General features: G+C 45.5%; 10 protein-coding genes. 9 read left to right on the forward strand and 1 reads right to left on the reverse strand.

Features of this window, described 5'->3' with window-relative positions:
• Positions 1-7: 7 nt before the first annotated feature.
• The 8 genes from murD (at position 8) to lpxC (ending at position 9589) form a co-directional block, all read left to right on the forward strand.
• The gene (murD, locus tag R7R24_RS14680) at positions 8-1321 is read left to right on the forward strand and encodes a UDP-N-acetylmuramoyl-L-alanine--D-glutamate ligase (RefSeq protein ID WP_053306876.1); all 1314 of its coding nucleotides are present in this window, start codon (positions 8-10) and stop codon (positions 1319-1321) included.
• A gap of 18 nt (positions 1322-1339) precedes the next feature.
• Positions 1340-2536: a cell division protein FtsW gene (gene ftsW, locus R7R24_RS14685; protein WP_005372933.1), complete on the forward strand. Its 1197-nt coding sequence runs from the start codon at positions 1340-1342 to the stop codon at positions 2534-2536.
• Positions 2523-3590 (forward strand): undecaprenyldiphospho-muramoylpentapeptide beta-N-acetylglucosaminyltransferase, encoded by a 1068-nt coding sequence (gene murG, locus R7R24_RS14690; protein WP_054578501.1) that lies wholly within the window; start codon positions 2523-2525, stop codon positions 3588-3590. The genes ftsW and murG overlap by 14 nt, the downstream gene beginning before the upstream one ends.
• Before the next feature lie 23 nt (positions 3591-3613).
• Positions 3614-5071, forward strand: a complete 1458-nt coding sequence (gene murC / locus R7R24_RS14695; protein WP_054578502.1) for a UDP-N-acetylmuramate--L-alanine ligase — start codon at positions 3614-3616, stop codon at positions 5069-5071.
• A 192-nt stretch (positions 5072-5263) separates the two neighbouring features.
• Complete coding sequence (locus R7R24_RS14700; protein ID WP_025768409.1) at positions 5264-6046, forward strand: cell division protein FtsQ/DivIB; 783 nt, start codon at positions 5264-5266, stop codon at positions 6044-6046.
• Positions 6039-7301: a cell division protein FtsA gene (ftsA, locus tag R7R24_RS14705; protein ID WP_005372946.1), complete on the forward strand. Its 1263-nt coding sequence runs from the start codon at positions 6039-6041 to the stop codon at positions 7299-7301. The genes R7R24_RS14700 and ftsA overlap by 8 nt, the downstream gene beginning before the upstream one ends.
• 30 nt (positions 7302-7331) lie before the next feature.
• Entirely contained in the window at positions 7332-8570 is a 1239-nt protein-coding gene (gene ftsZ, locus R7R24_RS14710; RefSeq protein ID WP_017633617.1) for a cell division protein FtsZ, read from the forward strand.
• Positions 8571-8671: 101 nt separating this feature from the next.
• Complete coding sequence (gene lpxC, locus R7R24_RS14715; protein WP_005381871.1) at positions 8672-9589, forward strand: UDP-3-O-acyl-N-acetylglucosamine deacetylase; 918 nt, start codon at positions 8672-8674, stop codon at positions 9587-9589.
• A gap of 113 nt (positions 9590-9702) precedes the next feature.
• Here the strand turns inward: lpxC and R7R24_RS14720 are convergent, their stop codons facing one another.
• Positions 9703-10161, reverse strand: a complete 459-nt coding sequence (locus R7R24_RS14720) for a DUF721 domain-containing protein (protein ID WP_054578503.1) — start codon at positions 10159-10161, stop codon at positions 9703-9705.
• 407 nt (positions 10162-10568) lie between these two features.
• On the opposite strand from R7R24_RS14720, the gene secA reads away from it, so the two are divergent.
• Positions 10569-13298: a preprotein translocase subunit SecA gene (secA, locus tag R7R24_RS14725; RefSeq protein ID WP_054578504.1), complete on the forward strand. Its 2730-nt coding sequence runs from the start codon at positions 10569-10571 to the stop codon at positions 13296-13298.
• Positions 13299-13330: the final 32 nt, after the last annotated feature.

Consider the following 13330-nt stretch of genomic DNA (forward strand, 5'->3'; position numbering starts at 1 on the left):
ATCAAATATGGAACGTTGGCAAAACATACATAGTGTTGTCGTCGTAGGGCTCGGTATTACCGGGCTCTCTGTCGTTAAACACCTAAGAAAAAATCAGCCACAACTTGTGGTCAAAGTCATTGATACTCGTGTAAACCCTCCAGGTGCAGAGCGCTTGCCGGAAAGTGTTCAACTGCATAGTGGTGGTTGGAATACAGACTGGCTTTCTGACGCGGATCTTATCGTGACCAACCCTGGTATTGCGCTAGCGACACCAGAGATCCAAGCCGTATTAGCAAAAGGTACGGCCGTAGTAGGTGATATCGAGTTATTCGCTTGGGCGGTGCAGAAACCGGTGATTGCGATTACGGGCTCAAACGGTAAGAGCACAGTAACCGACCTCACAGGTGTGATGGCTGAGGCTGCAGGTTTGGATGTTGGCGTTGGTGGTAACATCGGTGTGCCTGCACTGGATTTGTTAGAACAAGACGCAGACCTATATGTACTCGAACTCTCGAGCTTCCAGTTAGAAACGACGTCAAGCTTAAAGCTCAAAGCCGCTGCGTTTCTGAATCTTTCTGAAGATCATATGGATCGTTATCAAGGCATGTCTGACTATCGACAAGCTAAGTTGCGTATTTTTAACCATGCTGCTCTTGCAGTCGTGAACCGTGATGATCAAGAAACCTTCCCAGACGCAGAGATGCCATTGGTGACATTTGGCAGCGACAATCAGGACTTTGGTCTCGAGGTGGATGGCAACCGTACTTGGCTGCTCGATCACGGTCAACGAGTTGTCGCAAGTGATGAGCTTAAGTTGGTTGGTAAGCACAACTTATCTAACGCTCTGGTTGCTTTAGCGCTATTAAAAGCTGCGGACGTAAACTATCACAAAGCATTGAATGCACTTAAAAATTACACAGGACTGACACACCGATGCCAGGTGGTTGCGGATAATCAAGGCGTCAAATGGGTGAATGACTCTAAAGCAACTAATATTGCCAGCACTATGGCTGCGCTATCTGGTTTGGAATCGACAGGCAAGCTCTACTTACTCGTTGGTGGTGTTGGCAAAGGTGCTGACTTCTCGCCATTAAAACCGATCTTCGCGACGCTTAACTTGCAACTGTGTTGCTTTGGCGCTGATGGCGATGAATTTATGCCACTGCATGAATCTGCAATACGTTTCGACACTATGGAAGATGTGATTCAACAAGTATCTTCGCAGTTAAAACCAGGTGATATGGTGATGCTGTCTCCTGCATGTGCTAGCTTTGATCAATTCGACAACTTTATGGCAAGAGGTGATGCTTTCGCTGCTCTTGCTCAGAAATATGCATAATTAAAGGTTACACACTTCGTGGGTTTAGGTAACGTTAAACGCAGTATTGGCAATTGGCTCAAGCATCCAGCCCCAGAGGCGATGTTTGATCGTCAGTTAGTGTGGATTGCACTGGGTTTGATGTTGACTGGTTTGGTCATGGTAACCTCTGCATCATTTCCAATCAGCTCTCGATTAACGGAACAGCCGTTCCACTTTATGTTTCGTCATGCGACATTTCTCGTGCTGGCGTTAGGGACCTCCGCTGTTATTTTGCAAGTGCCTTTGCAAGAGTGGTTTAAGAAGAGCCATTACTTACTTTGGGCTTCTTTCGCACTGTTGATCATCGTGCTCTTGGCGGGTAAGTCGGTTAATGGTGCGTCTCGTTGGATTCCCCTCGGGCTGTTTAACCTTCAGCCAGCGGAAGTCGCGAAGCTATCGCTGTTTATCTTCATGTCTGGTTACTTAGTTCGAAAGCAAGACGAAGTACGACAAACGTTCTTTGGTGGCTTTATGAAGCCAATCATGGTGTTTGCCTTCTTCGCAGTATTACTACTTGGTCAGCCAGACTTGGGGACGGTGGTCGTGATGCTGGTCACGCTGTTTGGCATGCTTTTTATCGCAGGTGCAAAACTAACCCAGTTTCTCGCCTTGATGGTGGCAGGTATCGGCGCTGTAGTAGGTTTGATTCTCGTCGAGCCATACCGTATGCGACGAGTAACCTCCTTCCTTGACCCGTGGGAAGATCCATTTGGCAGTGGCTATCAGTTGACTCAGTCTTTGATGGCGTTTGGTCGTGGTGAATGGTTCGGACAAGGTCTCGGTAATTCAATTCAAAAACTGGAATATCTACCGGAAGCGCATACCGACTTTGTGTTTGCCGTACTTGCTGAAGAGCTTGGTTTCGTGGGCGTAGTGCTGGTCTTAATGCTGATTTTTAGCTTGGTGCTAAAAGCGGTTTACATCGGCAAGCGTGCATTTGAAGAAGGCGAAATGTTCGGAGGTTATCTGGCTTTCGGAATTGGTATTTGGTTTGCGTTTCAAACCTTGGTTAATGTTGGAGCTGCCGCCGGTATTGTTCCAACTAAAGGTTTAACACTTCCACTCATCAGTTATGGTGGTTCTAGTCTAATAATTATGTCCGTCGCAGTGTCCATACTACTGCGTATCGATTACGAATGCCGCTTGAAACGCGAGCAACAACAATCAGAACAACAAGCTAATGAAACAAAATAAACGTTTGATGGTGATGGCTGGTGGTACTGGCGGTCACGTATTCCCAGGTTTGGCGGTAGCAAAACAGCTTCAAGAGCAAGGTTGGGAGATCCGTTGGTTAGGTACGGCGGATCGAATGGAAGCGGATTTGGTGCCAAAACATGGCATTGAAATCGACTTTATCAAAGTGAAAGGGTTACGAGGTCAAGGCGTTAAACGTCTTCTTGCAGCACCATTTCAAATTATCAATGCCATTATGCAGGCTCGTGCTCACATGAAACGCTGGCAGCCAGACGCAGTGCTTGGTATGGGCGGTTATGTTAGCGGCCCGGGCGGTATTGCCGCTTGGATGAGTGGCATTCCTGTTGTTCTGCATGAACAAAATGCAGTAGCAGGTTTAACGAACCAATGGTTATCGAAAATCGCTAAGAAGGTTTTTCAGGCTTTCCCAGGCGCTTTTCCAAATGCCGAAGTGGTTGGGAACCCAGTTCGTGAAGACGTGACTCAATTAGCAGCGCCAACTGAGCGCATGCAAGAGCGCCAAGGTCCAATTCGCATTTTGGTGATGGGTGGCAGCCAAGGCGCACGTATTCTTAACCAAACTCTGCCAGACGTGATGTCGAAATTGGGCGAAGATTACTGTATTCGTCATCAAGCGGGCAAAGGTGCTGCCGAAGAAGTGAATGCAGCATACCAAGCTAAAGGTCTGGTAAATGCAGAAGTAATGGAATTCATTGATGACGTTGCAGAAGCTTACGCATGGGCTGACCTTTTAGTTTGTCGCTCTGGAGCGTTAACCGTTTCTGAAGTCTCGGCGGCAGGTGTAGGCGCTATTTTTGTTCCATTCATGCACAAAGACCGCCAGCAAGCACTTAATGCAGACCACTTGGTGGATTGCGGCGCGGCGAAAATGATTGAACAACCAGATTTAACCGTTGAGTCTCTGACTCAGCAGATCCAACAATTGGATCGCCAAGCTTTACTTACAATGGCTGAGCAAGCGCGTGGCGCTGCAAAATTGAATGCTGACCGAGTTGTCGCACAAGCCATTGTCGCTTTGACCGAAAAGCGTTAACCGAATTATTGAGAATAGAATTGATGACAATCCAACATACACAAGACTTAGTTCAGATTCGCGCAATGGTGCCAGAGATGCGCCGCGTGAAATCCATCCACTTCATCGGTATTGGTGGTGCGGGCATGAGCGGCATTGCAGAAGTGCTGTTGAACGAAGGCTACCAAATCACAGGTTCTGATCTATCAGAGAACGCTGTGACAGAGCGTTTGGTATCAAAAGGTGCGACGGTATTTATCGGTCATCAAGCCAGTAATGTAGAAAAAGCCAGTGTGGTTGTTGTGTCAACGGCGATCAACGAAGAAAACCCAGAAGTGATGGCGGCACGTGAATTACGCATCCCTATCGTACGCCGTGCAGAGATGTTGGCTGAATTGATGCGATTCCGTCACGGTATTGCCGTTGCGGGTACACACGGTAAAACCACGACGACCGCTCTTGTCACTCAAATCTATTCTGAAGCCGGTCTTGATCCAACGTTTGTGAATGGCGGTTTGGTGAAAAGCGCAGGTACAAATGCGCGTCTAGGCTCGAGTCGTATTCTAATTGCAGAGGCAGATGAAAGTGACGCGTCATTCCTGCACTTGCAACCAATGGTGAGCATTGTTACCAATATCGAAGCCGATCATATGGATACCTATGGTGGTGACTTTGAAACCTTAAAGCAAACCTTCATCGATTTCCTTCATAATCTACCGTTTTACGGCCAAGCAATTGTTTGCATTGATGATCCTGTGGTTCGAGAGTTAATCCCACGTATTAGTCGTCAAGTGATAACTTACGGTTTTTCTGAAGATGCCGACGTACGTATTGAAGATTATCGTCAAGAGGGACAGCAAGGCAAATTTACGGTAGTACGTAAAGGGCGAGCTAACTTAGATATCACGCTGAATATTCCAGGTCGTCACAATGCATTGAATGCGTCTGCTGCGATTGCGGTTGCTACTGAAGATGACATTGAAGACGATGCGATCCTAAAGGCAATGGCTGGTACGCAAGGTACGGGAAGACGTTTTGATCACCTTGGCGAGTTTGATACTGGCAACGGCCATGCAATGCTTGTTGATGATTACGGCCATCATCCAACAGAAGTGGATGTAACCATTAATGCAGCACGCAGTGGTTGGCAAGACAAGCGTTTGGTGATGATTTTCCAACCGCACCGTTATAGCCGTACTCGTGATTTATACGATGATTTCGCGAATGTGCTTGAACAGGTGGATGTATTGATCATGCTGGATGTTTACGCAGCGGGTGAAAAGCCGATTGCAGGTGCTGATGGGCGCGCTTTATGTCGCACAATTCGCAGCCGAGGCAAGGTAGACCCGATTTTTGTTCCAGAAATCGAGCAATTACCTTCAGTTTTAGCTAACGTTATACAAGACGGCGACCTAATCTTAACGCAAGGTGCGGGTGATATTGGTAAAGTGGCGAAACAGCTGGCAGGTCTTAAATTGAATATAAACAAGATGCTTGGCTGACACATATTGTTGATGCGAAGGACAGATAAAGACTCAGATCTCGATTTTGCGTCAATATCATTGTGATTTATTGCTATCAGTGTTTGATAGTTTACAAGAGCTCAGTATAATCCCAAGGTTAAAGTCAAGACTTTTACCTCTGCGTAATTATATGGGTAAAAAGTACACGACAAAAGTCAGGAAACGAAGACGTTGTTGAATATTGCACTGAATGACGAGCGACCAAATACGGGTAACAACCCTGGTCGCCAAGAAAAAATCTTGGGTGCGTTATTTTTCGTTGTGGTTGTGACTTTAATTAGTTCTGTTTTGTACGCGGCGATCAGTTGGATGTGGGATGACCAAAGGTTACCTCTCTCCAAAATAGTACTTCAGGGGAAACTGGAGTATGTCCAAGCTGACGATGTGCAGGCTGCATTTAGTCGAATTGATCACATCGGTACATTTATGTCCCAGGATATTGATGTATTACAGCAAAGTGTCGAAGCTCTGCCATGGGTAGCGCATGCCGCAATCCGAAAGCAGTGGCCGGATACAGTAAAAGTTTTTTTGACGGAGCATCAACCAGAAGCCATTTGGAATGGCAACGAACTGTTAGATAAAAACGGGTTCGTTTTTGATGGAGATGTTGCTCTGTTGCAAGAAGAAAAAGTGAAGCTGTACGGACCCAAAGATAGCGGACCGGAAGTCTTACAGACTTACCGTGATTTGAGTCCTAAGTTTCAGCAATTGGGTTTAGCGATATCGTCTCTGGTATTAAACGAGCGACGAGCTTGGCAAATCATCCTTGATAACGGTATTCGATTAGAGCTCGGTAAAGAGTCTCTTCTTGAGCGTATAGAGCGCTTTTTTAAGCTCTATAACAAGCTTGGCAGTGACACGCAAAGAATCAGTTATATCGATCTTAGGTACGATACAGGGGCCGCAGTTGGTTGGTTCCCTGAACAAGAGTTAGAAGAGAGTACAGATGACTAAGGCCGCTGATGACAACATTATTGTTGGTCTTGATATAGGCACTGCAACCGTATCGGCTCTAGTGGGTGAGGTTTTACCAGACGGTCAAATTAATATTATTGGCGCAGGTAGTAGCCCCTCACGCGGAATGGATAAAGGTGGCGTGAATGATTTGGAGTCGGTTGTAAAATCAGTACAACGTGCAATTGATCAAGCTGAATTAATGGCAGAGTGCCAGATCAGCCGAGTCTTCATTTCGTTGTCTGGTAAGCATATCGCAAGCCGAATTGAAAAAGGTATGGGCACTATTTCTGATGAAGAGGTGTCTCAAGAAGACATGGATCGCGCTATCCATACCGCAAAATCGATTAAAATCGGTGATGAACAGCGAATTCTTCATGTGATCCCGCAAGAGTTCACCATTGATTACCAAGAGGGAATCAAAAATCCGCTTGGTTTATCTGGGGTAAGAATGGAAGTGAGTGTCCACCTTATCTCATGCCATAATGACATGGCACGCAACATTATTAAGGCGGTAGAACGCTGCGGCCTTAAAGTAGAACAACTCGTATTTTCTGGGCTTGCTGCTAGCAATGCAGTAATCACCGAGGATGAAAGAGAGCTTGGAGTTTGTGTGGTTGATATTGGCGCCGGCACGATGGATGTGGCCATCTGGACTGGCGGTGCGTTACGTCACACAGAAGTATTTTCGTACGCAGGAAATGCTGTAACCAGTGATATTGCTTTTGCTTTTGGTACGCCAGTGAGCGATGCTGAAGAAATAAAAGTCAAATATGGCTGTGCTTTGAGTGAACTGGTCAGTAAGGATGACACGGTTAATGTACCAAGCGTAGGTGGACGACCATCACGTAGCCTGCAACGTCAAACGTTGTCAGAAGTGATTGAGCCACGCTACTCTGAGCTTATGGGACTGGTTAACCAAACTATCGACTCTGTACAAGCAAAATTGCGCGAAGAGGGTATCAAGCACCATCTCGCCGCGGGAGTTGTACTCACTGGCGGTGCTGCGCAAATGGACGGAGTGGTAGAATGTGCGGAACGCGTATTCCGCAATCAAGTAAGGGTCGGCAAACCGCTCGAAGTCAGCGGATTAACTGACTATGTAAAAGAGCCGTACCATTCTACGGCAGTTGGATTACTTCATTACGCAAGAGACATGCAGTCTAGCGACGATAGCGATTATAATGAACCTAAACGCTCATCTGTAACTGGCTTTTTCGATAAATTGCGTAACTGGATACAAAAAGAGTTTTAACCTGAGTTGCAGGATAAACGGAGACAACACATGTTTGAACCGATGATGGAAATGTCTGACGATGCAGTAATCAAGGTCGTTGGGGTTGGTGGCGGCGGTGGTAACGCCGTTGAACACATGGTGCGTGAATCCATCGAAGGTGTGGAATTCATCAGCGTCAACACTGATGCGCAAGCACTTCGTAAGACAAGCGTTGGCAATGTTATTCAGATCGGTGGTGATATCACTAAAGGTCTGGGTGCAGGTGCTAATCCACAGGTTGGCCGTGACGCAGCTCTCGAAGACAGAGATCGAATTAAAGATTCCCTGACTGGCGCCGATATGGTGTTTATCGCAGCTGGTATGGGTGGCGGTACCGGTACTGGTGCAGCGCCTGTTATTGCTGAAGTGGCTAAAGAGCTTGGCATTCTAACAGTAGCGGTAGTAACTAAACCGTTTAGTTTTGAAGGTAAAAAGCGTTTGGCATTTGCTGAGCAAGGTATCGATGAGCTCTCTAAGCATGTTGACTCTTTGATCACGATTCCAAACGAAAAGCTACTTAAAGTACTTGGTCGTGGTGTAACACTACTAGAAGCTTTTGCAAGCGCTAACGATGTTCTTAAGAATGCCGTTCAAGGTATTGCTGAGCTAATTACTCGCCCTGGCATGATCAACGTCGACTTTGCGGACGTAAGAACTGTAATGTCTGAAATGGGTCACGCAATGATGGGTAGCGGCATCGCCAAAGGTGAAGACCGTGCTGAAGAAGCGGCTGAAATGGCAATTTCTAGCCCACTTCTGGAAGACATCGATCTAGCGGGCGCTCGTGGTGTTCTTGTCAATATTACTGCTGGTCTGGATATGCGTCTTGACGAGTTTGAGACGGTTGGTAATACAGTGAAGGCATTCGCTTCTGACAATGCGACTGTTGTTATCGGTACTTCTCTAGACCCTGATATGACTGACGAAATCCGCGTAACAGTTGTAGCGACAGGTATTGGTAATGAGAAAAAGCCAGATATCACGCTAGTTGCGGGTGGTAAAGCGAAAGTGGCACCGACGCCGCAAGCTCAACCACAGCAACAAGCAGCGGCAACGCAAGCTGAAGAAAAACCGGCACAGACCTTGCAAAATAATCAAGTGCAAGAGAAGCCACAGGTAACTCCTCAGCCGACAAACACTGCTCCTTCTTCTCCAGCTTCGTCGAGCCAAAGTTCTGCGGCTCCAAAGCAAGAAAAGGAAAGTGGTTATTTAGATATACCGGCATTTTTGCGTCGTCAGGCTGATTAATCTTTAACCCATAAATTTGACATGGCTCAAAATTATGGTAGCATTCACGGTCGACGTTACAGACGGCCGTGTTTTGTAGCAAATTTTTGAGAGGCAAGCAGATGATCAGACAACGTACTCTGAAAGAAATAGTGAAAACAACTGGTGTGGGTCTCCACTCTGGTCGTAAAGTCACACTTACTCTGCGCCCGGCTGCTGCAAATACAGGTATCATTTACCGTCGTACAGATGTAAATCCACCTGTAGATTTTCCAGCTGATCCAGCTTCAGTTCGTGACACCATGCTTTGTACTGCATTGGTAAACGATGAAGGTGTGCGTATTTCAACTGTTGAGCACTTGAATGCGGCACTTGCTGGTATGGGCATCGATAACATTGTTGTCGAAGTAGACGCACCTGAAATTCCGATCATGGATGGTAGTGCAAGCCCATTTGTATACTTGCTACAACAAGCAGGTATCGAAACGCAAAATGCGCCAAAACGCTTCATCCGTATCAAAAAGCCAGTTCGTTTTGAAGATGGTGATAAATGGGCAGAATTTGTACCATTTAACGGCTTCCGTATGGACTTCGAAATTGAGTTTAATCACCCAGCGATTGAATCAGACGAGCAACGTTTGCTGTTTGATTTCTCGTCAAAAGGCTTTGTTCGTGAGATTTCTCGAGCACGTACGTTTGGCTTTATGCGTGATATCGAATATCTACAATCTCAAAACCTAGTTTTGGGTGGTAGTTTTGACAATGCTATCGTTTTGGATGATTACCGTATTCTTAATGAAGAAGGTCTACGCTTTGAAAATGAGTTTGTGACTCACAAAGTGTTGGATGCGATTGGTGACCTTTACATGTGTGGCCACCCAATCATTGGTGAATTCCGTGCCTTTAAATCTGGCCACGGTTTAAATAACCAACTGTTACGTGCTGTTCTTGCAGATCAGGAAGCGTGGGAGTGGACTACATTCGAAGAAGAAGTCGGCTCACCAGTAGCATTCGCAGAACCAAATATGGTGCTTGCGTAAATACTTGGCATTAGAATTAATAAAAAACCAGGCTTATGCCTGGTTTTTTGCTATTTGGCTTTAATCTTCTACTTATCAATAACATTCAAGCTTTCAGCATATTGAAATAACGTTCACTTACGATCTTCCTTTTCTGCCATATCGGCTAATCGTTTTAAACGCTCTTGAATTTTAGGTGGCGCCATGTCGGCAATCGTCATTAATGACTTTGCTGCAGATTCTGTTAGTGGTGGACGCTTAGGTCTGTCGTCTTGTTGAAAGCGGTTTCTATATAGTGAAGGATTGATCCTCACTTCAACGCTCATCAGCTTGGCAAAGCCTTGAGTACGAAGTTTATTTAGGATCATGAGGCGATCGTAATCGATCTTCATTTTGATTGCGGCACTAGAGACATCGATCAATAGATGGCCGTTACGAACATTCGCTACTCGGCAATGATCGGCCGTCCCCATGGGTAAGATCTCTTGCAAAGCTTGGTTAAGCTGTAAGATTTCTCCAGCATGTTCTTGAATCTGCTTGAACTGTGACTCAGCAATAACATCTTCAGTCGAGGTTGGACGGTGATCACGCATAGGTAAAATCTAATTTTGTTGAGATATAGCTATTCTAGAGCAGCTTTCTATCAAGGTATAGTTTACATTAACGTCTTTAGCTTCAGTTTTACAATGTAGCAAGGTAAAAAGCAAAGTTTGCTCTGGATGGATTACACATATTGCGGTATGCAATATCGGCTAATCAGTCACCACTTTAAGTAAAAACTTCAGAGTGCTTCAAACAAATACGTCTATTTATGGTTGTATCGATTAAAAATCCTTACACTAAGCCACATTGTTTCAAAACTTAGCCTTGAAATATGGATGTTTGAACTCAATATCTTTGATAAATGATTTATCTCAGTATTCTTAGTTCCAAACTGGCAGAGACTGAAGGCATTATGAGTAGATCGGGAACGGTCTGAATAAAGAGAGATTCACGAAAAATGATAACTAAGCTACTGACAAAAGTGATTGGCAGTCGCAACGACCGAACACTGCGCCGCCTTAGAAAAATTGTAAAAGAAATTAATAACTTTGAGCCAACATTCGAAGCTCTAAGTGACGAAGAGTTAAAAGCAAAGACGGTTGAATTCCGTGAGCGCCTAGAGAAGGGTGAAACTCTTGATAAACTACTTCCAGAAGCTTTTGCTACGGTTCGTGAAGCATCTAAGCGTGTCTACGGTATGCGCCACTTCGACGTCCAGCTTATCGGTGGTATGGTTCTAAATGCGGGTCAAATCGCTGAAATGCGTACGGGTGAAGGTAAAACGCTGACGGCAACGCTTCCTGCTTACCTAAATGCCCTGGCTGGTAAAGGCGTTCACATTGTAACAGTGAACGATTATCTAGCTAAACGTGATGCAGAGACAAACCGCCCTCTATTTGAATTTTTAGGTATGACTGTTGGTGTAAACGTGCCAAACATGCCTCCTCAAGAGAAAAAAGAAGCGTACCAAGCTGACATCTTGTACGGAACGAACAATGAATTTGGTTTTGACTACCTTCGTGACAATATGGCTTTCCGTAGCGAAGATCGCGTACAACGTGAACGCTTCTTTGCAGTTGTCGATGAGGTGGACTCAATCCTAATTGATGAAGCTCGTACCCCTTTAATCATTTCTGGTCCTGCTGAAGATAGCTCTGAGCTATACACCCGAATCAACCTTTTGATCCCGCATCTTAAAAAGCAAGACAAAGAAGACTCTGAAGAATATCGTGGTGATGGTCACTACACTGTTGATGAGAAATCAAAGCAAGTATACCTCACAGAAACGGGCCAAGAGTACGTTGAAGAACTGTTGGTGAAAAATGGTCTTATGGAAGAGGGTGACACACTTTACTCTCCGACTAACATCAGCATGTTACATCACGTGAATGCCGCTTTGCGTGCTCATGTGTTGTTTGAGCGCAACGTTGATTACATCGTTACTGACGAAGGTGAAGTAGTAATTGTTGATGAACATACTGGTCGTACAATGCCAGGTCGTCGTTGGTCTGAAGGTCTTCACCAAGCAGTAGAAGCGAAAGAAGGCGTTAAGATTCAAAACGAAAACCAAACTTTGGCTTCGATTACCTTCCAGAACTACTTCCGCTTATACGAAAAACTGTCTGGTATGACAGGTACTGCGGATACTGAAGCGTTTGAGTTCCAATCTATTTATGGCTTGGAAACGGTGGTTATCCCAACCAACAAACCTATGATTCGTAACGATATGCCGGATGTGGTGTACCGTACCGAAGCTGAGAAGTTTGCTGCAATCATTGAAGATATCAAAGAGCGCGTTGCGAAAGGTCAGCCAACATTGGTTGGTACCGTATCGATTGAAAAATCAGAACTTCTTTCTAACGCATTGAAGAAGGCTAAGATCAAACACAACGTATTGAATGCAAAATTCCATGAGAAGGAAGCGGAAATTGTCGCTGAAGCGGGTATGCCTGGTGCGGTAACTATCGCGACCAACATGGCCGGTCGTGGTACGGATATTGTGCTTGGCGGTAGTTGGCAATCAAAAGTGGAAGCTTTGGAGAACCCAACTCAAGAACAAATCGATGCGATTAAAGCAGAGTGGAAAGTTGTACATGATCAAGTATTAGATGCTGGTGGTCTACACATCATTGGTACTGAGCGCCACGAATCTCGCCGTATTGATAACCAGCTACGTGGTCGTTCTGGTCGTCAAGGTGATGCGGGTTCATCGCGCTTCTACCTATCTATGGAAGACTCTTTGTTACGTATTTTCACTTCTGATCGTATGGCGAGCCTTATTCAAAGTGGTATGGAAGAAGGTGAAGCTATTGAATCGAAAATGCTTTCTCGCTCAATTGAAAAAGCACAGCGCAAAGTGGAAGGTCGTAACTTTGATATCCGTAAGCAGCTACTAGAATACGATGATGTGGCGAACGATCAGCGTAAGGTTGTCTACGAGCTGCGCGACGAATTGATGAACGTTGAAGACATCAGCGGTATGATCGAGCAAAACCGTGAAGATGTGCTAACAGCGGTTATTGATGAGTACATCCCGCCACAATCACTAGAAGATATGTGGGACGTTGAAGGTCTGCAAGAGCGCTTGAAAGCAGACTTCGATCTTGATGCACCAGTGAAGCAATGGCTTGAAGAAGACGATAAGCTTTACGAAGAGGCGCTACGCGAGAAGATCATCAATCTAGCCGTTGAAGTGTACAAAGAGAAAGAGGAAGTGGTGGGTGCCCAAGTGCTTCGTAACTTCGAGAAATCGGTTATGCTTCAAACTCTGGATACGCTTTGGAAAGAGCACTTGGCAGCAATGGATCACTTGCGTCAGGGTATTCACTTACGCGGCTATGCGCAGAAGAACCCGAAACAGGAATACAAGCGTGAATCGTTTGAACTGTTTGAAGGTCTACTAGAAGCGCTGAAAACTGATGTGATTACTGTTCTATCTCGCGTTCGAGTTCAGCAACAAGAAGAAGTTGAACGTATGGAAGAGCAACGTCGTGCGCAAGCTGAAGAGGCCGCTCGTCGTGCTCAAGCGCAACACGCAGCAGCACAAAACCCTCTTTCTGAAGGTGATGAATCTGAAGAAGGTTCAAGTCAGCCAATGGTACGTGATGAACGTAAAGTAGGTCGCAATGAGCCTTGCCCTTGTGGTAGTGGTAAGAAGTATAAACAGTGCCACGGCAAAATCGACTAACGTATTAGTCAGATTATTTTTTAAAGAGTCGC

The sequence above is a fragment of the Vibrio sp. 704 genome, assembly GCF_033339295.1.

What these genes read in the sequence shown, in the direction of transcription:
- murD (WP_053306876.1), top strand. Translation starts at nt 8, where the DNA reads ATGGAACGTTGGCAAAACATACATAGTGTTGTCGTCGTAGGGCTCGGT.
- murG (WP_054578501.1), top strand. Translation starts at nt 2,523, where the DNA reads ATGAAACAAAATAAACGTTTGATGGTGATGGCTGGTGGTACTGGCGGT.
- murC (WP_054578502.1), top strand. Translation starts at nt 3,614, where the DNA reads ATGACAATCCAACATACACAAGACTTAGTTCAGATTCGCGCAATGGTG.
- ftsA (WP_005372946.1), top strand. Translation starts at nt 6,039, where the DNA reads ATGACTAAGGCCGCTGATGACAACATTATTGTTGGTCTTGATATAGGC.
- ftsZ (WP_017633617.1), top strand. Translation starts at nt 7,332, where the DNA reads ATGTTTGAACCGATGATGGAAATGTCTGACGATGCAGTAATCAAGGTC.
- lpxC (WP_005381871.1), top strand. Translation starts at nt 8,672, where the DNA reads ATGATCAGACAACGTACTCTGAAAGAAATAGTGAAAACAACTGGTGTG.
- R7R24_RS14720 (WP_054578503.1), bottom strand. Translation starts at nt 10,161, where the DNA reads ATGCGTGATCACCGTCCAACCTCGACTGAAGATGTTATTGCTGAGTCA.
- secA (WP_054578504.1), top strand. Translation starts at nt 10,569, where the DNA reads ATGATAACTAAGCTACTGACAAAAGTGATTGGCAGTCGCAACGACCGA.